The organism is Aurantimonas sp. DM33-3, from assembly GCF_014334315.1.
Lineage (GTDB): Bacteria > Pseudomonadota > Alphaproteobacteria > Rhizobiales > Rhizobiaceae > Aurantimonas > Aurantimonas coralicida.
On record NZ_JACSGS010000003.1, the window covers coordinates 36,673 to 61,336 of the forward strand.

Below are 24,664 nucleotides of genomic sequence, written 5' to 3' on the forward strand. Positions count from 1 at the left end.
TTACCTTACGCTGCGGTCTGCTGGAGCGCGCCGAGGATATCGTCGACGACCGAGTTGACCAGCCCGCGATCGTCGCCCTCGGCCATCACCCGGATCAGCGGTTCCGTACCGGAAGCGCGGATGACCAGGCGCCCGCCCTCGCCGAGGCGATCACGCCCGGCGCTGATGGCGTCCTGCACGCGCTGGCGCTCCAGCGGCGCGCCGCCGGAATAGCGGAAGTTCTTGAGGATCTGCGGCACCGGCTCGAAGCGGCGGCAGACCTCCGACACGGTGCCGCCCTTGCGCTGGACCACCGCCAGCACCTGCAGCGCCGCCACGAGGCCGTCGCCCGTCGTGCCGAAATCCGACAGGACGATGTGGCCGGACTGCTCGCCGCCGACATTGTAGCCATGCTCGCGCATGTGCTCAACGACATAGCGGTCGCCGACCGCCGTGCGTGCCAGTTGCAGATCGTGTTCGGACAGGAAGCGCTCGAGGCCGAGATTGGACATCACCGTCGCGACGATGCCGCCGGCGGCCAGTCGGCCGTCCTCGGCCCAGCTTTCGGCGATCACCGCCATCAGCTGGTCACCGTCGACCACCTCGCCGCGCTCGTCGACGATCAGCACCCGGTCGGCATCGCCGTCCAGCGCGATGCCGATATCGGCGCGCACTTCCTTGACCTTCTCGATCAGCGCCGCAGGCGCCGTCGAACCGCAATTGCGGTTGATGTTGGTGCCGTCCGGATCGACGCCCAGCTTGACGATCTCCGCGCCGAGCTCCCACAGGACGTCCGGCGCCACCCGGTAGGCCGCGCCATTGGCGCAGTCGATGGCGACGCGCACGCCCTCCAGCGACAGCTCACGCGGCAGCGTCCGCTTGGCTGCCTCGATGTAGCGGTCGTGGACGCCGTCGATGCGCTTGGCCCGGCCAAGGCCGTCCCCCGTGGCCAGCCGCGGCGTCAGATCCTCGTCCAGCAGCGCTTCGATGCGCAGTTCCAGCTCGTCGGAGAGCTTGTAGCCGTCCGGCCCGAACAGCTTGATGCCATTGTCCTCGAACGGATTGTGCGAGGCCGAGATCATCACGCCGATATCGGCGCGCAGCGACCGGGTCAGCATGGCCACCGCCGGGGTCGGCATCGGCCCGAGCAGGAACACGTCGACGCCGGCCGCCGTAAAGCCGGCCACCATGGCGTTTTCGATCATGTAGCTCGAGCGCCGCGTATCCTTGCCGATCACCACCCGGTGCCGGTAGGAGCCGCGCTGGAAGACCAGGCCCGCCGCCATGCCGACCCGCATCGCCACCTCGGCCGTCATCGGGTGCCGGTTGGCCGTGCCGCGAATGCCGTCCGTGCCGAAATAGCGTCTGCTCATCACCTGACCCCGTCTGTTCCTGTTCTGCCGGACCGTCCGTCCGGTGGCGGCTGCCGCGCGCGCCATCGCCCGGCCCGGAGGCCGTCATCGACGGTCTCGCGGACCGGGAGAAGCGCACGGCGCCGTTCCCTGTCGTCATACTCTCGCATCAATGGATTGCGGAGACGTTGCCTGCAACCCCGCCGGTGTACGCCGCCGCTGCTGCCGACCCCGCAAACGAAAAGGGAGCGGCTGTACAGCCGCTCCCTTCGATTGTCTTGCGATCGCGCCGGAGCCGACCCCGAGTGATCAGGTCGGCTGCGGCTCCAGGCTGTCGCCCGCCTCGCCTGCGCGGGAATCCGGCCCGCGGCTCGAACCGGCCTTGGGCACGGCGGACCCGCGCGACGGCGGCGTGTCGTCGCCCATGTCGCGGGCCAGCGGCTTGCCGGCCAGGAGGTCGCGGACCTCGTCGCCCGAGAGCGTCTCGTATTCCAGCAGGCCCTTCGCCAGGATGTGCAGCTGGTCGATATGGGTGTTGAGGATGTTGCGCGCCTTGTTCTCGGCCGTCTCGATGATGCCGCGCACCTCGGAATCGATCAGCCGCGCCGTGTCCTCCGACATGTGCTGCTGGTGCGCCACCGAATGGCCGAGGAACACCTCGTCCTGGTTGTCCTTGTAGCGCAGCCGGCCGAGCTTGTCGCTCATGCCGTATTCCATGACCATCGCCCGCGCCATGTTGGTCGCCTGCTGGATGTCGTTGGAGGCGCCGGTCGTGACGTTGTCGAGCCCGTAGATGATCTCCTCGGCGGCACGGCCACCGAAGATCATGGCGAGGCGCGCCTCCATCTCGTTCTTGCGCATGCCGTAGCGATCGCGCTCCGGCAGGTTCATGGTCACGCCCAGCGCACGACCGCGCGGGATGATCGTCACCTTGTGCAGCGGATCGTTGAACGGCTCGATGATGCCGACGAGGGCGTGGCCAGCCTCGTGATAGGCGGTCAGCGTCTTCTCTTCCTCGGTCATGGCCATCGACCGGCGCTCGGCGCCCATCATGACCTTGTCCTTGGCATCCTCGAATTCGAGCATGGTGACGAGACGCTTGGAGCGCCGCGCGGCCATCAGCGCCGCCTCGTTGACGAGGTTGGCGAGATCGGCACCCGAGAAGCCGGGCGTGCCACGGGCGATCGTCCGCAGATTGACGTTCGGCGCCAGCGGCACGTTGCGCACATGCACCTTCAGGATCTTCTCGCGGCCGCCGACATCCGGGTTCGGCACCATCACCTGCCGGTCGAAGCGGCCCGGGCGCAGCAGCGCCGGGTCGAGCACGTCCGGACGGTTGGTCGCGGCGATCAGGATCACGCCTTCGTTCGATTCGAAGCCGTCCATCTCGACCAGAAGCTGGTTCAGCGTCTGCTCGCGCTCGTCATTGCCGCCGCCAAGGCCCGCACCGCGATGGCGGCCGACCGCGTCGATCTCGTCGATGAAGATGATGCAGGGGCTGTTCTTCTTGGCCTGCTCGAACATGTCGCGCACGCGGCTGGCGCCGACGCCGACGAACATCTCGACGAAGTCCGAACCGGAGATGGTGAAGAACGGAACGTTGGCTTCACCCGCCACCGAGCGGGCGAGCAGCGTCTTGCCGGTTCCGGGAGGGCCGACGAGCAGCACGCCGCGCGGGATCTTGCCGCCGAGGCGCTGGAACTTCTGCGGCTCGCGCAGGAACTCGACGACCTCTTCCAGGTCCTGCTTGGCCTCGTCGACACCGGCGACGTCGGCGAAGGTGACGCGGCCATGGGCCTCGGTCAGGAGCTTGGCCTTGGACTTGCCGAAGCCCATCGCCTTGCCGCCGGCACCGCCCTGCATCTGGCGCATCAGGAAGATCCAGACCGCGAGGATCAGGAGGATCGGGCCGAAGGACAGCAGCATCGACCAGATCGGGTTGCTGTTGTCACCCGGAGGGCTGGCATTGATCTGGACGTTCTGGGCCTCGAGCCGCTCGACCAGCTGCGCGTCTTCCGGCGCATAGGTCTGGAAGGGCGGCGAGGAATCCGAATATTTGCCGCTGATGCGCTGGCCCTGGATCGTCACGGCCTCGACACGGCCGGATTTCACGTCGGACAGGAACTGCGAATACGGGATGTCGCGGGCGCCGGCGGTTTGCGAACCGTTCGAAAACAGCTGGAAAAGCGCGATCAGCAAGAGAGCGATGATCGCCCACAGCGCGAAGTTTCGAAAGTTCTGGTTCATCGATCTTCCTGGAATGGACGCCCGAAGTCACGAGGACGATTGGCTCGAAGATAGGTGCTGCCCCCCTTCTTGCCAACAAGGTCAGGCGGTTTTGCGGCAATTTGCACCGGTTGGCGGCGCAGGGTGGTTACCGCGGCTTTGCACTCGGCCCGGCCCGGCCGCCCGTTGGCGGCGGCAGATCGCGGGTCAGGCTCCAGCCGACGAGCGACCGGATCGCCAGCAGCGGCGTTCCCGCGGCGACCTTGCCGCCGAGCTGTGCGGGGATGGCGACAAGGCTATCGCCGGCAACGAGCACGGGCAAGGTCTTCTCGACCGGATTGCCCCTGCCCAGATCGCCGAAGGCGACGATCCGCGCCCCGGAATGTGAGGGCCCGGCGCCGGCATCCACCACGAAACGTCCGTCGAAGATCAGATCTCCCCCCGTCGCCGGCAGCCCTGCGATCCCGGCCCGGCCGTATTCGCGCATCAGGGCGATCGTTTCGCCGGGCACCGCCCGCACACCCGCCAGCGTGCGGGCACCGTCCGATTCGCCGCGCAGCGCCTCCAGCAGGCGGATCGTCGCCTGACCTTCCGGGCCATGCCCCCTGCCCCCGACCGCCGCGACGGCACGTTGCAGGAACATGAACGCCGTGTCGCCGCCAAGGCGCCGCAGCGCATCCCGGCCGATCTCCAGCGTGCCGCCCTCCGTCAGGCGAAGCTCACCCGCCGCCTGCATCACGGCGATGGCCTCGCCGAGCCCGGCCTCCAGCGCATCGCGCTCCGTTCGATGCCCCGCGATTCGCGCCCGCAGCGCGTCCCGGTCCAGCTCGCCCGCGGCGATCTGCCGGCGAAGCTGCACCCGACGCGACGCCGGATCGTCATTCGTCGGGTCCGCGACGGCCGGCAGGCGATGCGCCGCCACGCTTGCCTTCAGCCGGTCGCCGGCAATGTCGAGGAACGGCCGCGCCAGGACGAGATCCGGCGCCAGCGACCGCACCGGGCGCATGCCCGCCAGCCCGACGACCCCGGCGCCGCGTTCGCGCGCCAGCAGGTAAGTCTCGCACTGGTCGTCTTCGTGATGGGCGGTCAGGATCACTGTCGCGCCGAAGCGCCGGGCCGCATCGGCAAGCAGCGCGTAGCGGGCCTCGCGGGCCGCCGCGGCAATATTGCCGGTCCGGGCCGGCGCGGCCCAGCGCAGCGTTTCGTGGCCGAGGCCGAAGCGCGCCGCGACACCTGCGACGTAGCGCGCTTCGGCCGCCGAGGCGTCGCGCAGGCCGTGGTCGACGGTGACGATGTGAAATCGGGTTTGCGGCAGCGCTGCGGTGCCCTGCAGGGCGATGGCCGCGAGAACCAGCGCCAGCGAATCGGGGCCGCCGGACACGGCAAGGATGGCGCGGTCGCGGGAGCCTGTCAGGGCGGCCGCCTGGTGCAGCGAATGGGTCAGAAGCTCGGCAAAAGCGAGCCGGTCGAGCGGCGCGGCGTCGGGCCGGGCGCGGGGAATGCCAAGGCGCAGGCCGCGGCGGTCCGCTGCAGGTGTCAGCAGTTGGCCGACTTTTCCTCGCTTGCCAGCTTCTTGCGCACGTTGCTGCTCATCTGCGGGTAGCGTTTGGCCACTTCCTTGTAGGTGATGCACGCGGTTTCCCGATTGTCGAGCTTGGCCAGCGACATGCCCAGCTTCAGCATCATCTCCGGCGCCTTGCCGTTCTCCGGCGCGCTCTTCTGCGCCTCGAGGAACACTTCGGCCGCATCGGCGAATTTCTGCTGCTGGTACAGGCTCTCGCCCAGCCAGTAGCGCGCATCCGGCGCATCCTCGGCGGTCGGATAGGTCTGGGCATACTGGCGGAAGGCCTGCTCGGCGAGCTGATAGTCGCCGGCCAGCAGGTAGTTGTAGGCCAGGTCGTAGGTCTCGCCCTGCCCGCCCGGCGTGATCGCCGCGACGGTGCTGGAGCCGCCCGACGGCGCGCTGTCGCCAAGGCCGGGCACGCCGGTCTGCAGATTGGTCGTGTCGAGCGCGCCGGTGGCAAGCTCGCCGTCCTCGAGGAGACGACCGATGTCGTCTCCCGTGGCGGCCTGCTGGCTGGCGCCGGGCTGCTCGGGCATGGCCGAGCCGGCGTCGCCGCGCTGCTCGTTGACCGAGGTGCCCGCGGCACCCGCTCCGCCGCCCTCGAGCTGCTGGAAGCGGAACTCGTTGTCCTCGAGCTGCTTGCGCATGTCTTCCTGGGTGCGCAGCAGCTGGAAGCTCAGCTCCTCGACCCGGCCGTTCAGCCGGCGGACCTCTTCCTCGAGCTGGTTGATGCGCACGCTGACGTCGCCGGCCTGCGCCATGCGCACGGGGGCGGTCCCCGTCTCGGCCGGTGCCTGGCGCGAGGCGCCGGAAGCGGACTCGCCGAAGAGCCCGGGCAATTCGAAGGCCGACGCCCCGCCGGTCGCGGTGCCCATCAGGGCCAGCGCCGATACGGCAAGGATCGTTTGTCGAAACATCATGAACACAGTTCCTCGACGGCTGGAAACGGCAATGGCCGCCGCGGCACGAACGCAATGGTTCGTGCAGCGACGGCGCGGTTTCCTAGCATGGAACGAGGCAGTTCGGCCAAAGTTGGGCAGCGCCCCGCTTTCGCCGTGGACGTCGCCGGCCGCGAAGCGAACCGGCGACGATCCGTCAGGCCGATCAGCTGCCGGCGCCGCTCAGAACGGTAACGGCGCGGCGGTTCTGCGACCAGCAGGAAATGTCGTCGCACACCGCGACCGGACGTTCCTTGCCGTAGGAGATGGTGCGCATCCGGTTGGCCGGAACGCCCTGCTGCACGAGGTAGTCGCGGGTCGCGGCGGCGCGGCGTGCGCCCAGCGCCAGGTTGTATTCGCGGGTGCCGCGCTCGTCGGCATGGCCCTCGATCACGATCGAGTACTGCGAATACTGGTTCAGCCAGCGCGCCTGCTGGGTCAGCGTCTGCTGGGCATCGGCCCGCAGCGAGGTCGAATCGGTGTCAAAGAACACCCGGTCACCGACATTGACGGTGAAGTCCTGGGTCGAGCCCGGCGTCGCGCTGCCATAGGCGCCGTTGGCACCGTTGGCCCCGTTCAGACCGAGACCTGCCGCGTTGTCCGGCAGGGCGTCCTTCTTGCTGGCGCAGCCAGCGACCGCCAGGCTGGCGACGACGGCGAATGCGATGCGGCTCTTCACCCCGAAAATGCTCCGGCGCATGGCCAGCTCCTTTGAAAACGATGCAATTGGGTTACGCGACGTTTACCCTGACGCCACTTAACGACACGTAAAAACGGCGGCGCTTCGGCGCGCCCGACGCGGCTCATCCCGTTGAATTATCGCCGGAATGAGGCCGCCGCCGGGCATCCGCCCGGTTTCCGCCATGTTGCGGCATTTCCGCAACATTCACGCCATAATCGGGCCCCGGGCTTGCCCGGGGCTGGCCTTGCGGCGGCCCTATTCGAGGGAGGGCGACCAGGCCGGGTCCGAGGCGTAGCTCGGGGTCGGGATCTTCTGCTCGTTGTAGCCGGTCAGATCGATCGAATAGAGCTGCGGTCCACCGCCGCCCCGCTGGTCGCGGAAGAACATCAGGACACGACCGTTCGGCGCCCAGGTCGGGCCCTCATTGTGGAAGCCCGAGGTCAGGATGCGCTCGCCCGAACCGTCCGGCCGCATGACGCCGATCTGGAACTGGCCGCCGCTCTGCTTGGTGAAGGCGATCAGGTCGCCGCGCGGCGACCAGACCGGGGTCGAATAGGAGCCGTCGCCGAAGGAGATGCGCTGCTGGCCGGAGCCGTCGGCGCCCATCACGTAAAGCTGCTGGCGCCCGCCGCGGTCGGATTCGAACACGATCCGGCGTCCGTCCGGCGAATAGGACGGCGAGGTGTCGATGGCCGTGGTCGAGGTCAGCCGCGTCGTCGCCCGCGAGCGCAGATCCATGGCGTAGATATTGGCGTTGCCCTCCTGCTGGAGGCTCATGATCACCTTCTGGCCGTCCGGCGAGAAGCGCGGCGAAAAGGTCATGCCGGGGAAGTTGCCGACGATCTCGCGCTGGCCGGTCTCCAGCTGCAGGAGATAGACCCGCGGCTCGCCATTGCCGAAGGACATGTAGGTGACCTCCTGACGGCTCGGCGAGAAGCGCGGCGTCAGCACCAGCTCGCTGCCGTCGGTCAGATAGCGCAGATTGGCGCCGTCCTGGTCCATGATGGCGAGGCGCTTGACCCGCTTGTCCTTGGTGCCGCTCTCCGAGACGAAGACGATGCGGGTGTCGAAATAGCCCTTCTCGCCGGTCAGCCGCTCATAGATCGCGTCGGCGATGATGTGGGCGACCCGGCGCCAGTTCTCCGGGTTGGTGTAGAATTGCTGGCCGTCGAGCTGCTGGCCCGCGAAGGTGTCCCACAGGCGGAACTCCACCCGCAGCCGTCCGTCGGCCTCCGGCGAGACCCGGCCGACTACCAGCGCCTGGGCGTTGATGACGGTCCAGTCCTTGAAGGACGGCGTCGTGTCGGTGGTCAGGCCGGACTGGATGAAGGCCGCCCGGTCGATCGGCGCGAACAGGCCCGAGCGCTTCAGGTCGGCCTGCACCACGTCGGAAATCTGCTTGCCGATGCCGTCGGCCGACTGGAAGTCGGTGATGGCGATCGGCAGCGGCTCGACATTGCCCTGGGTCACGTCGATCTCGACCGCCGCGGCGGCCGGTGCCAGTGCCACGAAAGCGCCGGAGATCGCCATCGCGATCACGAGCGCGCCCTTGATGATCATCTTCATGTCAGACCTTCAACTGCGGTCGGAGACCTGCGCCGGCCGGCTGGCCGCGCCTCTCCTGTTTGAACTGGTACGGAAAATCCCCCGGCAGGCTGGGCCGGGGAATCGATCTTCCCTCGTCCGCTTCCTACCATCCAATAGGGGGATTGTATGGCGTCCTGCCGCAACGGCGACCGGGCGGCTGGCGCCCGGACCGGCGATCCGGCGGCCGGATCATGATCGAGACCGGGTCGCCGCACCGTCGCCATCAGAACATCTGGCTCGGATCGAAATTGACCACGACGTCGGCCCAGGTGTCGTACTTCTCGGCCGGCAGATTGTAGGGCGCGCAGCGCTGCACGGCGCGCAATGCCGCCTCGCCCGCCACCCGCTCGATCATCGAGCCGCCGCCACCGCCGATGATCTGCGGCCGCGCTTCCAGCTCGCCCGACGGATCGAGCCGCATCTGGATCGAAATCCTCAGCGAACCGGCTTCCGACACGCCCGAGGGCGGTGACCAGCAACGCTGGATCTGCCCGCGCAGCGCGTCGAGCTCGCTCTGGGAGAGCTTGCCGCCGGTCTGGCGATCGGTGCCCAGCGAGGCCTGCTGGTCCGAGCGCCTGGCGCCGCCGCCGGCCGACTTCTCCTTGTTCAGGAGCGCGGCGATCTGGTCGGCGTCGAACTGGCTCTCTTCCGGCGTCCGCGTCTCGGCCTGCTTTGCCGGCTCCGGCTTTTTCGGCTCAACGGGCTTGGTCTCGGCGACCTTCGGCGCTGGCGGCTTCGGCTTGGTCGCCGGCACCGGCACGTTCTGCGGCACGGGGTCGGGTTCCGGCGCAGCCTCGGCCTCGGCGATCGCCTGCTCGACCGGGTCGGGCTGCGGCGGCGTCACCTCGGCCGGCCGTTCCGGCGTCGGCTCGGGTTCGGGCTGCGGCTCCGGCGGGGTCGGCGCGGGGGCGGGCTCCGGCTCGGGCGCAGGTTCCGGCTCAGGCGTCGGTGGCGTCGGCTCGGACGGCTGGGCGGCGGCCGCCTGCTCGGTCGGGGTCGGGCGCTTGATCGGCGTCGGCGGCGTGGCGAGATCGGTCTCGTTGTCGCCGACATTCTCGGCCGGCATCGGCAACGTCTCGGGGGTCTCGGTCGGGTTGGGCGCCGGCGTCTCGGTGACCGGCGCGTCCTTGGCACCGATCATCGACTGCGAGAATTCTTCGATCGGCACGAGGTCCACCGGCAGCGATTCCACCGGCGCCATCTGCAGCGGCTCGGGCGTCGACAGGGACCACAGGCCCCAGGTCAGGACCGCTCCGTGCAGAAGGGTGGAAAGGACGACGCCGGACTTCATCGAAAGCTGGTTTCGCTCAAGCGTTTTCTTGATCGGTCACGAGACCGATGTTGCGGAAGCCGGCGGCCGAGATCCGCGCCATGACGCGCATCACCGTGCCGTAGTCGGCCGAACGGTCGCCGCGCACGAAGATGCGCTCCTCGTAGCCGGCCTGGGCCACGGCCTGCAGCTTGGCCACGACCTCGTCGATCGGGATCACCGTGTCGTTGAGATAGATCTCGCCGTCCGAATTCACCGAGATGGTGATCGGCTGGGTGTCCGAATTCATCGCCTTGGCCTGGGTCTCCGGCAGCTCGATCGGCACGCCCACGGTCAGGAGGGGCGCGGCGACCATGAAGATGATCAGCAGCACCAGCATCACGTCGACCATCGGCGTGACGTTGATCTCGCTCATCGGCTGACGGCGACCGCGGCCCCGACCGCGTCGCGACCCGCTGGAACGCCCGGTTCCGGCAGACATGCCCATCTGTCATTCCCTTCCCGGTCGCACGGACCGGCGTTTCACGCGCTCAGCGCGAGGACAGCTTCTCGTCGATCTGCCGCGACAGGATCGCGGAGAACTCGTCGGCGAAGGATTCCAGCCGCATGCCCAGCTTGCCGGCATCGGCCGACAGCTTGTTGTAGGCGATGACGGCGGGGATGGCGGCGACGAGGCCGATGGCGGTCGCCAAGAGCGCTTCCGCGATACCCGGCGCCACGACGGCCAGGCTGGTCTGCTGCGACCCGGCGATCGCCTGGAACGAGGTCATGATGCCGATGACCGTGCCGAACAGGCCGACGAAGGGGGCCGCCGAGCCGATGGTGGCGAGGAAGCCGAGCCGGGATTCCAGCTCGTCCATCTCGCGGGCCAGGGTCACGTCCATCGCCTTGTCGATCCGCGTCTGCAGACCGAGCGGCGAACGGGCGCCCTTCTCGAACGACTTCTTCCACTCGCGCATTGCCGCGACGAACAAGGCGCCCATGCCCGACGTCTTGCGCTCGGACAGGTTGTGATAGAGGTCCTCCAGCGACTGGCCGGACCAGAAATTGCTCTCGAACTTGTTGAGCTGGCGGCGGAACCGGCCATAGCGCATCGACTTGTCGATGATGATCGCCCAGGTCCAGACCGAAGCAGCCATGAGCCCGATCATCACCAGCTTCACGATGAAGCCGGCCTGCCAGAACAGGTCCCAGAGGGACACCGAACCGGCGGCGTGTAGCGTTCCCTGAACGACGTCAGCGTCCATTCCCAGTCATCCTCGATATTCGGAACCGTCGGCAGCCTGCAGCAGGTGCGCGCCTTTCGGCACCGTCCCGCCCATATCGGCCCCGACATGCAGCAAATTCGGCCAGTCGGCCGCGTAAACCCCTGATGCCCTTTCACAAGCGAATCCGGTGAAAGAATGGCGTGGTTCGGCTCAAATCCGATTCGCGCCATTGATGCACCGGTAGGGTTAACGAGCCGTTACCGCCCGCGCCGGGTCGGCCCTTGCCTCACGCCTCGGCGGCGGGCTGCAGCAGCGCCTGCATCTCCTTCGGCATGCGCATCGGCTTGCCGCCGGGCGAGATCACCGCGACCTTCACCATCGCCTCGATCAGCACCGTGTCGCCGCAGGAGATGCGCTGGGCAAGAACGATCCGCGCGCCGCCCAGCAGGGCCGTGCGGGTGGTCACGGTGACCACGTCGTCGATCCGCGCCGGCCGCAGGAAGTCGATGTCCATGTGCCGCACGGCAAAGGCCATCGGCGCGCCGTAGCGCCCGTCCATCAATTCGCCGTGGCCGATCCCCTTCAGCCGCAGGAAGTCCGAGCGTCCCCGCTCGAGGAAGTGCAGGTAGCGGGCGTGATAGACGACGCCGGAGAAGTCGGTGTCCTCGAAATAGATGCGCACGTCGAGCGCGTGGCCGTCCTCGGTCAGCCGTCCGGCCAGTCCATCGGTCATCGCCAGCTCCTTTCGCCTCGCGGTCGCGGCACGCGCCGGTCGCACGCCCGTTCCGGCACTGTGTCACGCCTCTGTAACAGGCCGACCTCATAGACGCGCCATTCGCGTCAAGCAAAGGAACCGCCGCCGTGATCTCGCCGCTTCGCCTCAGCCTCGCCGCCCTTCTCGCCACCAGCGCGCTCGCCGCGCCGGCCACCGCGATGGCCGAGCCGGTGTTCCGGCGCATCGCCAGCTTCCCGGTCGTCGCCAACCTGCCGGCCGACATGCCCGCCGAGACCGAGACCTCCTCGGAGATCATCACCGCCAGCGCCGACGGCAACACCCTGATCTACTCCGACAGCCCGGCCGGCGGCATCGGCCTGATCGACATCACCGATCCGAAGGCTCCGAAAGCCGGCGGCTTCCTGGCGCTGGACGGCGAGCCGACCTCCGTTGCGGTCGCCGGCGGCAATGTCCTTGTCGGCGTCAATACCTCGCCGAGCTACACCGCGCCGTCGGGCCGCCTGGCGGTGGTCGACATCGTGGCCAAGACCGAGACGGCGTCCTGCGATCTTGGCGGCCAGCCCGATTCCGTCGCGGTCTCGAAGGACGGCGCCTATGCTGCCATCGCCATCGAGAACGAGCGCGACGAGGACCTCGACGACGGCGCCCTGCCGCAGATGCCGGCCGGCTTCCTCGCCATCGTCAAGCTGACCGACGGTGTGCCCGACTGCGCCTCCCTGACGAAGGTCGAGCTGACCGGCCTCGCCGACATCGCGCCGGAAGATCCGGAGCCCGAATATGTCGACTTCAACGGGGCCGGCGAGATCGTCGTCTCGCTGCAGGAGAACAACCATTTCGCCATCGTCGACGCCGTGACCGGCGAAGTGACTGCCGACTTTTCCGCCGGCGCCGTCGACCTCGACGGCATCGACACCGAGGACGACCGTGAACTCGCCTTCACCGGCAGCCAGGCCGGCCGCAAGCGCGAGCCCGACACCGTCCAGTGGATCGACAACGACCGCTTCGTCTCCGCCAATGAGGGCGACTATGAGGGCGGCTCGCGCTCCTTCACCGTCTGGAACAAGGACGGCAGTGTCGCCTGGGAAGCCGGCCCGTCCTTCGAATACGAGGTCATCCGCGCCGGCCATTATCCGGACAAGCGCTCCGACGCCAAGGGCGTCGAGCCCGAGGGTCTGGAAGTCGCGACCTTCGACGGCACGAGCTACGCCTTCGTCCTGTCCGAGCGCGGCTCGGCCGTCGGCGTCTACAGGCTCGGCGACGGCGATCCCGTCTTTACCCAGCTGCTGCCGTCGGGCATCGCCCCCGAGGGCGCCATCGCGATCCCGTCGCGCAACCTCCTGGTCACCTCCAACGAGGCCGATCTCGTCGCGGATGGCGGCGCCCGCTCCCACGTGATGATCTACGAGCGCGGCGAGGGCGAGAACGCCTATCCGATGATCGTCTCCGAAGACGATGCCGACGGCCGCCCGGTCGGCTGGGGTGCCCTTTCGGGCCTTGCCGCCGACGCCGACAGCGCCACCACCCTCCATGCCGTCAGCGACAGCTTCTACACCGGCCAGCCGGCGATCTTCACCATCGACGCGTCTGAGAAGCCGGCCCGCATCACCACCAGGACGGTCGTCACCCGTGACAGCGAGCCCGCCGGGGCGCTCGACCTCGAAGGCATCACCGCCGACGGCGAAGGCGGCTTCTGGCTCGCCAGCGAGGGCAATCTCGAGAAGGACGTGCCGCACCAGCTCCTGCGCGTAGATGCCAAGGGCGCGATCGTCGAGGAAGTCCCCTTCCCCGAGGCGCTCGTCGACGGTTCCACCCGCTTCGGCGCCGAGGGCGTGACCCTCGACGGCGACACGCTCTGGGTCGCCATCCAGCGCGAATGGGCGGACGATGCCAAGGGCACCGTCAAGCTCCTCGCCTACAAGCCGGCCTCCAAGGAATGGAGTGCCGTCAGCTACCCGCTGGAGAGCACCGAGAAGGGCTGGGTCGGCCTGTCGGAGATCACCGCCAGCGGCGACTGGCTCTATGTCCTCGAGCGCGACAACCAGATCGGCGACGCCGCCCGGCTGAAGAAGCTCTACCGGGTCGCCAGGGCCGATCTGAAGCCCGCGCCGCTCGGCGGCGCCCTGCCGACGGTCACCAAGGAAGAGGTCCACGACTTCCTGCCCGACCTGAAGGCCACCGGCGGCTATGTCGTCGACAAGATCGAGGGCTTCACCATCGCGAGCGACGGCACCGCCTATGCGGTCACCGACAATGACGGCGTCGACGATTCCTCCGGCGAGACGCTGTTCTTCTCGATCGGCAAGCTCTAGCCCGCCATCCAGGAGCCGCGACCGGGGCATCCCGCCCCGGTCGGACAAATTCGCCGAAAGGGCGCACTCCACTCGTCGGGGCGCGCCCTTTTCGTTGTTCAGCGCGCAGGCGTGTCGGACGCCGCGCCTGTCGGCGCGGAGGGCACGGTGCGCCCCGGCGGCGCGAATTGCGATCCTTCATAGGTCTCGCACAGCCCGGTCTTGCCCTTCGGCGCGACGCAGCTCGCATTCAGCATGCCCCAGACCATGTCCATCGGCAGGACCCGCATCTGGTTCGTGCCCGTGGCATAGAACCAGTCCGGGTCCGGCGCGCCGTTCACCGTCTGGCTCAGGCCGAACAGATTGAGGTCGTTGCTGGCGCCGATCCCCGGCACGCCGGGATTGCCGGTGGCGTCCGGCCCGGCCTGGGAATGGCAGGTCATGCAGGAGGCCGAATTGACGAAGCCGCCCTCGGTGATCGACTGGCCGGCATGGGTCGGCATGCCCGTCGGCGTGACGAACTCCGTCTGCGAGGCCTTCAGCCGGTAGCTCCGCCACGCCGGATCGGCCGCCGAGGGCGTGTCCGGATCCTGCGGCCCGTCACCCGTGGCGATGCCCATGGCGGCCATCAGCCCATCCAGCGCCGGGGTGATCCGCTCGCCGGTCTCCTCCGGCGTGTAGGGCGTGCCCATGTCGAAGACGATGTCCTGCGTGGCGTCCTCGGAATTCTCGGTCTTCGGCGGAATGTAGTTCTGGCCGAAGCTCTCGCCCTCCACCGTCACGCCGGCGGCGCTGTAGCCGTAGGAATCGTTGCAGCCGGTGAAGTCGCAGCGGCCGAGATTGCCGACATGCTCCATGGCGTACCAGTGCCAGGTGGGGATCGCCTTCGACGCCGCCGTCACCGCGACGAGATAGTAGAGTTCCGGTTCCTCGTCGCCCGGCGCCAGCGTCTCCTCGATCAGCATCGTCACATAGGGCGCTTCGGGGTCGTTCGGCGGATTGAGCGTTCGGCCGGCATCGTCCTCGCGCCAGATCAGGCCGTTCTCCAGCATCTGCGACTGGCTGAGGAAGTCGACCTTGAACATCACCGCATCGGTCGGATAGTCGATCGCCAGCGCCGCGTTGTTATAGGGCGCATTGGCGTTCACCCAATCCTGCATCGCGGTGAAGCGGGCGCCCAGGCTCTCCTTGTTGTAGAGGTTCTGCGCGAAGGTGTAGCGCACGAACGACCGGTTGCGGAACACGATCTCCGCCTCCTCCTGGCGCAGCACCCGCGCCGGATCGAGCCGTTCCAGGAAGTCGTGGGTGTGGCTCGGGCTCGGCCGCGCCACGGTGATCGGCGGCGGATTAGTCCAGTCCGGCGGATAGAACGGGCAGCCGGCCGGCGGCGCCTCACCCAGCGGCGGCGTCTCTTCGAACACCGCCGGGTCGCAGCAATCCTCCGGCGAGCCCTCGCGTCCGCAGATCGCCTTCGGGTCGTCGATCCAGATCGTCTGGTCGGTGCCCCAGGTCCAGAACGCCTGCTCGACCGCCGCCAGGAACGAGGTCCAGCCGAAGGCATCGGGGCAGCTCACCGCCGGATTGCCGATCGCCTCGGGCCAGCTCACCGTGCCGTTCGCGGCGGTGGGCTCGCAACCCGGCCGGTCCCGCACGTCGGCCCGGAACAGGCTCGCCTGCTGGATCTGGTTCGGCGCCGCCGCCTGTCCCTGCGCTTCCGCGCCGGCCGCCAGCAGCACAGTGGCCGCCAGCAGCGATCGGGCGATCGTTCGATGGGTCATGCCGTCCTCCCGTTGATGCCTGGTCGAGTGAACCCTGCGCCCTGATCCCGCCGCGTCAGGCCGCCGGCAGCAGGGCGACCACCGGCAGGTGATCCGATTGCAGCTTGTCCGGCGGATAATTGGGCGGGATCTGGTCGGCCGCCGGGCCGACGCTGTCGAAGACGCAATCGCCCGCCCGGTCGCCCCGGGCGAGGCTGCGCGGCGCGAGATCGCGCCATTCCCACCACAGGCTCGCTTCCTGCAGCCCGAAGAAGGCGAAGCCGTCCATGCCCATCGCCTCGGGCATCGCGTCGATGCAATGGGCGACGTTGACGGCGCAGCGGGTCAGATGCGGATTGCCGGGAACGAAGGTGCAGGCATCGCCCAGCGGCAGGCCATGATGATGGCTCATCGCCTCCCAGCAGACATTGTAGCTGAGCACCAGAAGCGCGTCTGTCCCGCTGTCCGCCATTGCCGACCACCTTCCGCTGCGGAATGCTACCAGCAGGACAGGCTCCTGGCCAGCCTTCGCGTCGGCGTTGTCGCCCGGGCCGGAGGCGAGACCGAACACATCCGGGCGTTCCCCCGTTGCCCGGCCAAACGACCGACATCCGCGAACACTTGCCGCCCCGCGGCGCCTCGCTAGCTTTCGCCAGCACGAGAAATCCGATTGCGAGGAGAGAGCGGCATGGCACGCGAACGCTATTACGTCCTGAAGGATGGCGACGGCTGGAAAGTACGTCACAACGACAAGGACACGCCCTACGACACCCAGGCGGAGGCGATGGACGCCGCCCGCGACGCGGCCCACAAGATGCATGACAGCGGCACCGACTCCCAGGTCCTGGTGCAGGGCAGCGACGGCCAGTGGCAGACGGAATGGACCTACGGCAACGATCCCTACCCGCCGGCCGGCTGACCTGGCGCGCCCGGCCTTCCCTTAGCCGGATCGGCTGCTGACGAAGCGGCCGGTCCCCGCGCCTCCCGCCGGCTCCGGGCGTCCATCGTCCGGGATTCACGCGGCAATGGCGGCCTGGTGCTTGTGCCGGGCCGTGCGGGCCATATCTGCACTCGCCCGACCCGAGGAGCCGCGATGCGTGCGTTCATCCAGCAATATTACCAGCGCGTCGTCGCAAGCTACTGGTTCATCCCCTCGATCATGGCGGTCAGCGCCGCGGTTCTGGCCTTCGTCCTGATCGAGATCGACGCCCGGGTCCCGCTCGATGCCTTCGGCGAGAGCCCGTTCTTCTACGCCACCCAGCCGGACGGGGCCCGCGCCATCCTCAGCGCCATCGGCGGCTCGATGATCGGGGTGGCCGGCACCGTCTTCTCGGTCACCATGGCGACGGTCGTCTTCGCCTCCGGCAGCTACGGCCCGCGGCTCCTGACCAATTTCATGAACGACCGCGGCAACCAGATCACCCTCGGCGTCTTCGTCGCCACCTTCATCTATTCCATGCTGGTGCTGCGCAGCGTCCGCGACGGCGGCGAGGACGACGTCTATGCCGCGATGTTCGTGCCCAACATCGCGATCTTCGGCGCCATCATCCTGGCCATCGGCTCCATCGGCGTGCTGATCTTCTTCATCCACCACGTCCCGTCCAACATCCACATCTCCAACGTCATCGCCGGCATCGGCGAGGCGCTGTGCAAGCAGATCGAGAAGGCCTTCCCGGTCCGCGGCGATGTCGAGGATGGCGAGGCGACCGGCGAAGCCCAGCCGGCCGGCCTCCTGTGGCAGGTGCCGCCCTGCTTCGGCGACGACATCGACGAGGCGGCGGCCACCGTGCCCTATGCCGAGATCGTCTCCGACCGCAGCGGCTATCTCCAGATCATCGACCACGAGACCCTGATCGAGGCGGCGCAGAAGGCTGACATCGTCGTGCGGATGAACTGCCGGACGGGCATGTTCGTGCATCCCGGCAAGGTGATCTTCCATGCCTGGCCGAGCGAGCGCGTCACCGACGAAACCCGCACCGCCCTCGTCGCCTCCATCGCCTGCGGCAACCAGCGCAGCCCGCATCAGGACCAGGTCTTCCTCGTCGACGAACTGGTCGAGATCGCCGGGCGGGCCCTGTCACCGGGCGTCAACGACCCCTTCACCGCGATCACCTGCATGGACTGGCTGACCGCCGCCATGTCCCGCATGGTCGGGCGCGGCAAGGCCGATCCGCTGCATGTCGACAGCGACGGCAAGCTGCGGGTCATCGACCTGCCGCGCAGCTTCGCCGAATATCTGGAATATTCCTTCGGCCATCTGCGCCAGTACGCGGCCACCGACATGATCGCCGGCGAACATTACCTCGCCTGCCTGGAGCAGATCGCCCCGGCCGCCACGCGGCCGCGCGATGTCGCGGCGCTGCGCCGCCAGTGCGACGCCTTCATGGGTCTCGCGCGTCTCGGCCTCGACGGCGCCGCCCTCGCCGTGGTCGAGACCCGCGCCGCGCATCTGGCGGCGACCCTCGACCATCCGGCCCATCGCCTCGCCTATCCGGTGCCCGATGGCGAACGCATGGCGCGGCTGGACACCGGGCACCACCCGGCCTCCGCCTGACGCATCCGCCTCATTCGGCGTCGGCGCCGTCCTCGAACAGGCTCGCCTGCGATCCCTGGTAGGTGCTCGGCACCGCCAGCCCCAGATGGGCGAAGGCCCGCTGGGTGAGCAGGCGCCCGCGCGGGGTGCGCTGCAGGAAGCCCTGCTGCAGGAGATACGGCTCGACGATGTCCTCGATGGCGTCGCGCGGTTCCGACAGCGCCGCGGCGATGGTCTCGATGCCCACCGGCCCGCCGCCGAAATTCATCGCGATCAGTTCCAGGTAGCGCCGGTCGAGCTGGTCGAGGCCGAGACTGTCCACTTCCAGCCGCGACAGCGCCTCGTCGGCCACCTTGCGGTCCACCGTCTCCGCCCCAGCGACGTCGGCGAAGTCGCGCACCCGGCGCAGCAGCCGGCCGGCGATGCGGGGCGTGCCGCGGGCCCTGCGGGCGATCTCGCGGGCGCCGTCCTCGGCCATGGGCAGCCGCATCAGCCGCGCACCACGGGTGACGATGTGCTCCAGCTCCGCCACCGTGTAGAAATTCAGCCGCACCGGAATGCCGAAGCGGTCGCGCAGCGGCGTCGTCAGCAGGCCGAGCCGCGTCGTCGCCGCGACCAGGGTGAATTTCGACAGGTCGATCTTCACCGAGCGCGCCGCCGGCCCCTCGCCGATGATCAGGTCGAGCTGGAAATCCTCCATCGCCGGATAGAGGATTTCCTCCACAGCCGGGCTCAGCCGGTGGATCTCGTCGATGAACAGGACGTCGCGCTCTTCCAGGTTGGTCAGCAGCGCTGCCAGATCGCCGGCCTTGGCGATCACCGGGCCGGAGGTCGAGCGGAAATTGACGCCGAGCTCCTTGGCCATGATCTGCGCCAGCGTCGTCTTGCCGAGCCCCGGCGGGCCGACGAACAACACGTGATCCAGCGCCTCGCCGCGATTCTTCGCCGCCTCGATGAAGATCTTCAGATTGGCGCGCGCCGCCGCCTGGCCGACGAAATCGTCCAGTCGCTGCGGCCGCAGGGTCGCGTCGATGTCCTCGCCGTGCTTCTCGGGAGTGATCAGGCGGGCGTCGCTCATAAGGGCCGTTCCGTCGCGATGGGACAATCTGCCTGCAAGACCAGAGGCGCGGCCGGTCGCGGGCAGGTTCCGCAATGGCCGTTCGGCGCCGTCATGTCAAAACCGGCCGGCCGGCGATCCGTCTCCGGCCCCGGCTGCGCCATTCGCCGCCTCAGCGGCTCAGCGCCTTCAGCCCCAGCCGGATCAGCTTCGCGCTGTCCGGCGCCTCGCCGGCATCCTTCAGCGCCTTCGCCACGGCCTCGGCCGCCTGGTCGCGCGGATAGCCGAGATTGACCAGCGCCGAGACCGCATCGGCCACCGGCGCCGCGGCGGTGCCGCCGCCGATGTCGCGCTTCAGTCCCAGGCTCTCGTCGCTGCCGGCGCCCGAGAAGGCCGGCGCCTTGTCCTTCAGCTCGGCAACGATCCGCGCGGCGACCTTCGGGCCGACGCCGGGCGCGCGCGCCACCATCGCCTTGTCCTGCAGCGCCACCGCATTGGCGAGGTCGCCGGCCGACAAGGTGCCGATCACCGCCAGCGCCACCCGGGCGCCGACGCCCTGCACCATCTGCAAGAGCCGGAACCAGTCCTGCTCGGCCCGCGTGGCAAAGCCGTAGAGCCGCAGCATGTCCTCGCGCACATAGGTGTCGATGAACAGCACCACCGCCTCGCCCTCGCCCGGCAGCGCCGCCAGGGTGCGCGCGCCACAAAAGGCGACATAGCCGACGCCGTGGACGTCGACCACGACGTGGTCCTCGCCGATCTCGTCGACGGTGCCCTTCAGTTTGCCGATCACGAATGCGTCTCCAGGCGGTGGGAATCGAAGCTGGCCATCCGGTGATGAATGCCGAAGCCGTCGCTTACCACGATCGGCGCATCATCGCCGACAGTCCCGGCCGACAGCGCCGGGCGCGGGCCGCGAGGGACGGACGGATTTGCGCGCACTCTCACAGGCCGGCCAGCAGCGCCCGCGACTGGGCCGACTGGCGATGATGGCTGTGGCAGATGGCGATCGCCAGCGCATCGGCGGCGTCGTCCGTATCGAAGGTCGCCTTGGGCATCAGCACCTTCACCATCATGTGGATCTGCTTCTTCTCGCCATGGCCGACGCCGATCACCGCCTTCTTCACGGCGTTGGGCGCGTATTCGGCGACCGGCAGCCCGGCCAGCGACGGCACCACCATGGCGATGCCGCGGGCCTGACCGAGCTTCAACGTGGCGACGGCGTCCTTGTTGACGAAGGTCTGCTCCACCGCCGCCTCGTCGGGCCGCTGCGCGTGGATCACGTCGGTCAGCCCCTCGTAGAGCGTGCGCAGCCGCGAGGCGAGATCCATCTTGCCGTCCGACATCACCGTGCCGCTGGCCACGAAGCGCAGCGAATTGCCGAGCGTCTCGACGATGCCCCAGCCGGTCCGGCGCAGGCCGGGATCGATGCCGATGATGCGAATGGTCCGCTCCTGCAACACTTCGTTAACCCTCTCCGACTAGCCGAATCAGGTGCTATTGAGAAGACGAAAAGTGAACAAACCAAAAACGAAACAGGCTTGGTCACATGGGGGCCGCACAGGCTCAGAGCGCAAAGCGGCGATTCCCTGCGAAACGGGGCGCCCAAGAACGAGGCCCGCCGCGGTTTCCCGCGACGGGCCATCGAATTGCACCGGATCAGCTCCGGCTCAAGCGTCGCCGGTCAGGCGAGGCGCCTCAGTTCCACCAGGCTTCGTCGACGCCCGGACGGCCTTCGAGCTCTTCCTCGGAGAACCGCGTGATGAACGCGTAGGACTGGTCGTCGACCGGGACGAGGTCGACGTCGCCGACCCGCAGCATGACGTGCTTGTCGGCTATGTCGAGGAAGCCGCCCACTTCGGCGACGACGCCGGCAAGGTTGCCCGACCGATCCAGGACCACGTCCTCGATCTCGCCGATCTGGTTCCAGTCGCTGCCGACCGCGTCATAGCCCGAACGGCCCCAGGCGTAGTCGTCCCGGTCGCCCCAGGAGCCCTCGTCATAGGCTTCGTTGGTCGTGTAGACGGCACCACCCACGATGTCGCGGGTCCGGATCAGCTGCGCCCAGTCGGTCGCTGCAGTATCTTCCGAGGCCATCGGCGTCGTGGCCGGCGTGGCAGCAGTGTCCTGCGCGATCGCGGGCGTCGCGGCAAAGATGATGGCGGTCGCAGTGGCTGCAATATACTTCATATGAGCCTCCTCTCTGGCGTTGGAATTCATCAAACCAACGGAGAGGATGCGCCATTGTTCCAGAACGCGCGACACAGTCTGCCGATGCCCATCCATACGGATGCCGGTTGCTTCGAAGGCCCGTTCAGCGCGCGCGTTCTACTTCACCGCCGGATGGCGGGCGGCGAACCGGGGGGCTAGGCGTCCCGTGCGCCCGCGTCCCGGGTGGCGATCACCGATTTGCGCAAGCCGAGGACGGTCTCGTAGGAGATCTCGCCATCCGGAAAGAACGCCGCCATCTGCCGCCGGCCGATCAGATCGTGGTCGCGCACCACGTTGCGTGCGTCCTCGACATCGTCGATGCGGTCGAAGAAGCCGAGCGCGAAGCGCTGCAGCATGGCGACCCGGACCGCCTTGGGCAGATACTGGAAGCCGGCGGTGCGGAAATGCGGCTCGTACGGAAACCAGTAATTCGGCGTCTGGCAGTAATAGCGCGGCGCCAGCCGGCGCATGTTGAGGGCGAAGTCCCGCATGTTGGCCCGCGAGCCGACATGCTCGATCACCGAGTTGGAATGGGCCAGATCGAAGCCCTGATCGTCGAACAGCGTCAGGTCGCTGGCGCTTTCGCGCACGGCGCGGAACTGGTCGGGCCGCGCCACCACCTGGGGCTCGGTATTGACCAGCGTGACGAAGACCCGCCCGCGCCGCCGGTCGAGATAGTCCCCCGCGACCGCCCAGTATTTTTCCGTGCCGCCGAGATCGACGATCTCGCAGCGTTCCTGCTCGGCCAGAACGGCGTCGATCAGGTTGCGGATGCGCACGAAGCGCTTGGCGCGGAACTGGAATCCAGGCTGGTATCGTCGACATAGGGGTCCGAGCGACGGCGAAGGGCCCCGAGATAGGCTGAAATCTGCATGACGTGGTTCCTGTTTCCCACGTCGATGTAGGACTTTCCCTAAGGGGACGTCTCGTTAATCGTTAACAAATGGTTAACGCCGCAAAGCCCGGCAGGCCGGGGTTTACGGTCGAACGACGTCTGAGAACACGCAGTCGTGAGGGAAGCGCGGCCGGACGGACGGCGCCATTCGCCTCCGGGACTGCGCCACGGAGAAGCGACCGGTCGAGCTGCGGCACCGCAGCCCGACGCATGTCCCGGACGGCCGATCAGCCCGGTTTTCAGGCGGCCGACAGCTTCGCCATCACCTCGTCGTCGACCTCGAAATTGGCGTACACGTTCTGCACGTCGTCGTCGTCGTCGAGATTGCCGATCAGCCGCATCACGCTCTCGGCCTTGTCCTCGTCCACCGGCGTGCCGGTCTGCGGACGCCAGGTCGGGCGCACGCTCTCGGCCTCGCCCAGCGATTCCTCCAGCGCCGTCGACACGTCGCCGATATCCTCGAAGGCGGTGACGATGGTGTGGCCGTTCTCGTCGGAGATCACGTCGTCGGCGCCGGCCAGGATCGCCGCTTCCATCACCGTGTCGGCGTCGCCGGCCGACAGCGGATAGACGATCTCGCCGACATGATCGAACATGAAGGACACCGAGCCGGTCTCGCCCATCGAGCCGCCGGCCTTGGTGAAGCAGGAGCGCACATTCGAGGCGGTGCGGTTGCGGTTGTCGGTCAGCGCCTCGACGATGATGGCGACGCCGCCCGGGCCGTAGCCCTCGTAGCGGACCTCGTCATAATTCTCCGAATCGCCGCCCGAGGCCTTCTTGATGGCGCGGTCGATGTTGTCCTTCGGCATCGACTGCGCCTTGGCGTTGTTGATCGCCAGTCGCAGCCGCGCGTTCATCGAGGGGTCCGGCAGGCCCGACTTGGCCGCCACCACGATCTCGCGGGCGAGCTTGGAAAACATCTTCGATCGGACCGCGTCCTGGCGGCCCTTGCGATGCATGATGTTCTTGAACTGTGAATGGCCGGCCATGGCGAACCTGTCTTTCAATGCGGAAGAATTGCGCGACATATAAAAAATCGGGCGGCAAACGTCCAGAACGAGGTTTCCCATGTCCGACGCCCCCGAAGCTTCCGCGGTCCGCCGGCCCACCCTTCCGGCCCTGCCGCTGACCGGCGGCTGCCAGTGCGGCAGGGTGCGCTACGAGATCCGTGCCGCGCCGCAGGTCTTTTATCTGTGCCATTGCACCGAGTGCCAGCGGCAGACCTCCAGCGCCTATGGCGAAAGCCTGCGCGTCGATCCCGTCAGCCTCGTCATCCGCGGCGAGATGGCGACGACCCGGCGCATGGCCGACAGCGGCGCGGTGCGGCTCGGCGATTTCTGCCCCGATTGCGGCGTGCGCATCCAGCACCGCTCGCAAGGCAATCCCGGCCGGGTCAACATCAAGGCCGGCACCCTCGACGACACCAGCTGGCTGGTCCCCGCCGGCCACATCTGGACCGCCTCGCGCCAGCCCTTCGTCGCCATCGGCCCCGACGAACTCGATTATCCCGGAGCGCCGGCCGACAATTTCGCCGCGCTGATCGCACGCTGGCAGGAGATGGTCCGACCCGGCGACGGCGCATAGACGCCTCGCAGCCCGCTCCCGCGGCCCCGCCTGCGCCTTTCCGGCCGCGACCGCCGCGTGATGACGCCATGTTGATTTCGCTTCTGGCGCCGGCGGGGTAGCCTCGAAGCGTCGGCGCCCGATCGCCCCTGCTGCTGCCGCGCCGACGGTCAGGGGAGAACGCGACCATGCGATATCGCGCTGCGCTGTTCCGCTATGCCCTCTGGGCGGCCCTCGTCCTCGCCGCGGCCGTCCCGGCCCTGGCCGACACCGCCGCGCCGGGCAGTGACCGCGCCCCGCCGCCGGCCGAAGCCGAGCGCGCGCTTCGCCCCACCGAAACCCATCTGTTCGCCGAGCTGAAGAACGCCGCCACCGAGGCCGAGGGTCTCGCCGCCGAAAGCGCCATCTGGCGGCACTGGATGCAAGCCGCGCCCGATGCCGCCACCCGCCGCCTCGTCGAAGAGGCCATGGATCGGCGCGGCAGCTACGATTTCGCCGGCGCCCGCGCCCTTCTCGACGCCGCCGTGGCGGCTGCCCCCGATTATGCCGAGGCCTTCAACCAGCGGGGTTTCGTGCGCTTCCTGCAGGAGGATTTCGACGGGGCGCTGGCCGATGTCGACCGCGCCATCGCGCTGGAGCCGAAGCACTTCGCCGCCATGTCCGGCCGCGCCATCATCCTGATGCGCCAGGGCCGCTTCCGTCTCGCCCAGGCCCAGCTGCGCGAGGCCGTGGCGATCCATCCCTTCCTCAAGGAGCGCGCGATGATCGTGCCCGAGGCGCCCGACACGCCTGCCGAACCCGGCGGCGTCGATCTTTGA

General features: G+C 68.3%; 23 protein-coding genes. 5 read left to right on the top strand and 18 right to left on the bottom strand.

Translation table 11 applies throughout. The features are described from left to right. Window positions 1-5: 5 nt before the first annotated feature. The 10 genes from glmM to H9Q09_RS05200 all read right to left on the bottom strand — a co-directional run bounded on the left by glmM (window position 6) and on the right by H9Q09_RS05200 (window position 11,539). Window positions 6-1,352 carry a phosphoglucosamine mutase gene (gene glmM, locus H9Q09_RS05155; RefSeq protein WP_024348842.1) on the bottom strand — a complete coding sequence of 449 codons (1,347 nt, stop codon included), beginning with the start codon at window positions 1,350-1,352 and terminating at the stop codon, window positions 6-8. A 288-nt stretch (window positions 1,353-1,640) separates the two neighbouring features. After that, on the bottom strand, window positions 1,641-3,578 hold the full coding sequence (ftsH, locus tag H9Q09_RS05160; RefSeq protein WP_024348843.1) for an ATP-dependent zinc metalloprotease FtsH: 1,938 nt from the start codon (window positions 3,576-3,578) through the stop codon (window positions 1,641-1,643). Between the two features lie 127 nt (window positions 3,579-3,705). Continuing rightward, window positions 3,706-5,190 (bottom strand): tRNA lysidine(34) synthetase TilS, encoded by a 1,485-nt coding sequence (tilS, locus tag H9Q09_RS05165; RefSeq protein WP_187390184.1) that lies wholly within the window; start codon window positions 5,188-5,190, stop codon window positions 3,706-3,708. Further along, window positions 5,094-6,041: a tol-pal system protein YbgF gene (gene ybgF, locus H9Q09_RS05170; protein WP_187390185.1), complete on the bottom strand. Its 948-nt coding sequence runs from the start codon at window positions 6,039-6,041 to the stop codon at window positions 5,094-5,096. The genes tilS and ybgF overlap by 97 nt, the downstream gene beginning before the upstream one ends. A gap of 184 nt (window positions 6,042-6,225) precedes the next feature. Continuing rightward, a complete protein-coding gene (gene pal, locus H9Q09_RS05175) occupies window positions 6,226-6,759 on the bottom strand; it encodes a peptidoglycan-associated lipoprotein Pal (protein ID WP_009208752.1) in 534 nt (177 codons plus the stop codon). A 237-nt stretch (window positions 6,760-6,996) separates the two neighbouring features. After that, entirely contained in the window at window positions 6,997-8,307 is a 1,311-nt protein-coding gene (tolB, locus tag H9Q09_RS05180) for a Tol-Pal system beta propeller repeat protein TolB (protein ID WP_024348846.1), read from the bottom strand. A 244-nt stretch (window positions 8,308-8,551) separates the two neighbouring features. Next, window positions 8,552-9,619, bottom strand: coding sequence for a hypothetical protein (locus H9Q09_RS05185; protein WP_187390186.1), 1,068 nt, complete (start codon window positions 9,617-9,619; stop codon window positions 8,552-8,554). Window positions 9,620-9,635: 16 nt separating this feature from the next. Next, window positions 9,636-10,085, bottom strand: coding sequence for a protein TolR (tolR, locus tag H9Q09_RS05190; RefSeq protein WP_187390187.1), 450 nt, complete (start codon window positions 10,083-10,085; stop codon window positions 9,636-9,638). A gap of 43 nt (window positions 10,086-10,128) precedes the next feature. Further along, a complete protein-coding gene (gene tolQ / locus H9Q09_RS05195; protein WP_009208748.1) occupies window positions 10,129-10,845 on the bottom strand; it encodes a protein TolQ in 717 nt (238 codons plus the stop codon). 247 nt (window positions 10,846-11,092) lie between these two features. Beyond that, window positions 11,093-11,539, bottom strand: a complete 447-nt coding sequence (locus tag H9Q09_RS05200; protein WP_187390188.1) for a YbgC/FadM family acyl-CoA thioesterase — start codon at window positions 11,537-11,539, stop codon at window positions 11,093-11,095. 200 nt (window positions 11,540-11,739) lie between these two features. Here H9Q09_RS05200 and H9Q09_RS05205 point away from each other — a divergent pair, with 200 nt between their 5' ends. Next, window positions 11,740-13,851: an esterase-like activity of phytase family protein gene (locus H9Q09_RS05205; protein WP_210315245.1), complete on the top strand. Its 2,112-nt coding sequence runs from the start codon at window positions 11,740-11,742 to the stop codon at window positions 13,849-13,851. A 98-nt stretch (window positions 13,852-13,949) separates the two neighbouring features. Here the strand turns inward: H9Q09_RS05205 and H9Q09_RS05210 are convergent, their stop codons facing one another. Together H9Q09_RS05210 and H9Q09_RS05215 are read right to left on the bottom strand one after the other, a co-directional pair. Continuing rightward, window positions 13,950-15,608: a hypothetical protein gene (locus H9Q09_RS05210; RefSeq protein WP_187390190.1), complete on the bottom strand. Its 1,659-nt coding sequence runs from the start codon at window positions 15,606-15,608 to the stop codon at window positions 13,950-13,952. A 55-nt stretch (window positions 15,609-15,663) separates the two neighbouring features. Next, complete coding sequence (locus H9Q09_RS05215; protein WP_187390191.1) at window positions 15,664-16,059, bottom strand: hypothetical protein; 396 nt, start codon at window positions 16,057-16,059, stop codon at window positions 15,664-15,666. 216 nt (window positions 16,060-16,275) lie between these two features. Here H9Q09_RS05215 and H9Q09_RS05220 point away from each other — a divergent pair, with 216 nt between their 5' ends. Next, window positions 16,276-16,506: a DUF2188 domain-containing protein gene (locus H9Q09_RS05220; protein WP_024348853.1), complete on the top strand. Its 231-nt coding sequence runs from the start codon at window positions 16,276-16,278 to the stop codon at window positions 16,504-16,506. Between the two features lie 174 nt (window positions 16,507-16,680). After that, entirely contained in the window at window positions 16,681-18,141 is a 1,461-nt protein-coding gene (locus H9Q09_RS05225) for a DUF2254 domain-containing protein (RefSeq protein WP_187390192.1), read from the top strand. Window positions 18,142-18,151: 10 nt separating this feature from the next. Here H9Q09_RS05225 and ruvB read toward each other — a convergent pair whose 3' ends face one another. The 6 genes from ruvB to H9Q09_RS05255 all read right to left on the bottom strand — a co-directional run bounded on the left by ruvB (window position 18,152) and on the right by H9Q09_RS05255 (window position 23,272). Continuing rightward, a complete protein-coding gene (gene ruvB, locus H9Q09_RS05230; RefSeq protein ID WP_187390193.1) occupies window positions 18,152-19,198 on the bottom strand; it encodes a Holliday junction branch migration DNA helicase RuvB in 1,047 nt (348 codons plus the stop codon). Window positions 19,199-19,349: 151 nt separating this feature from the next. Then, entirely contained in the window at window positions 19,350-19,970 is a 621-nt protein-coding gene (gene ruvA / locus H9Q09_RS05235; protein WP_009208741.1) for a Holliday junction branch migration protein RuvA, read from the bottom strand. A gap of 151 nt (window positions 19,971-20,121) precedes the next feature. Continuing rightward, window positions 20,122-20,640 (bottom strand): crossover junction endodeoxyribonuclease RuvC, encoded by a 519-nt coding sequence (gene ruvC / locus H9Q09_RS05240; RefSeq protein WP_187390194.1) that lies wholly within the window; start codon window positions 20,638-20,640, stop codon window positions 20,122-20,124. Window positions 20,641-20,875: 235 nt separating this feature from the next. Further along, a complete protein-coding gene (locus H9Q09_RS05245; RefSeq protein WP_187390195.1) occupies window positions 20,876-21,367 on the bottom strand; it encodes a PRC-barrel domain-containing protein in 492 nt (163 codons plus the stop codon). A gap of 176 nt (window positions 21,368-21,543) precedes the next feature. Continuing rightward, window positions 21,544-22,167, bottom strand: a complete 624-nt coding sequence (locus tag H9Q09_RS05250) for an SAM-dependent methyltransferase (RefSeq protein WP_187390196.1) — start codon at window positions 22,165-22,167, stop codon at window positions 21,544-21,546. A 355-nt stretch (window positions 22,168-22,522) separates the two neighbouring features. Then, on the bottom strand, window positions 22,523-23,272 hold the full coding sequence (locus H9Q09_RS05255; RefSeq protein WP_009208737.1) for a YebC/PmpR family DNA-binding transcriptional regulator: 750 nt from the start codon (window positions 23,270-23,272) through the stop codon (window positions 22,523-22,525). Window positions 23,273-23,351: 79 nt separating this feature from the next. Here H9Q09_RS05255 and H9Q09_RS05260 point away from each other — a divergent pair, with 79 nt between their 5' ends. Both H9Q09_RS05260 and H9Q09_RS05265 read left to right on the top strand, forming a co-directional pair. Next, on the top strand, window positions 23,352-23,867 hold the full coding sequence (locus H9Q09_RS05260; RefSeq protein ID WP_187390197.1) for a GFA family protein: 516 nt from the start codon (window positions 23,352-23,354) through the stop codon (window positions 23,865-23,867). A gap of 167 nt (window positions 23,868-24,034) precedes the next feature. Then, complete coding sequence (locus H9Q09_RS05265; protein WP_187390198.1) at window positions 24,035-24,664, top strand: tetratricopeptide repeat protein; 630 nt, start codon at window positions 24,035-24,037, stop codon at window positions 24,662-24,664.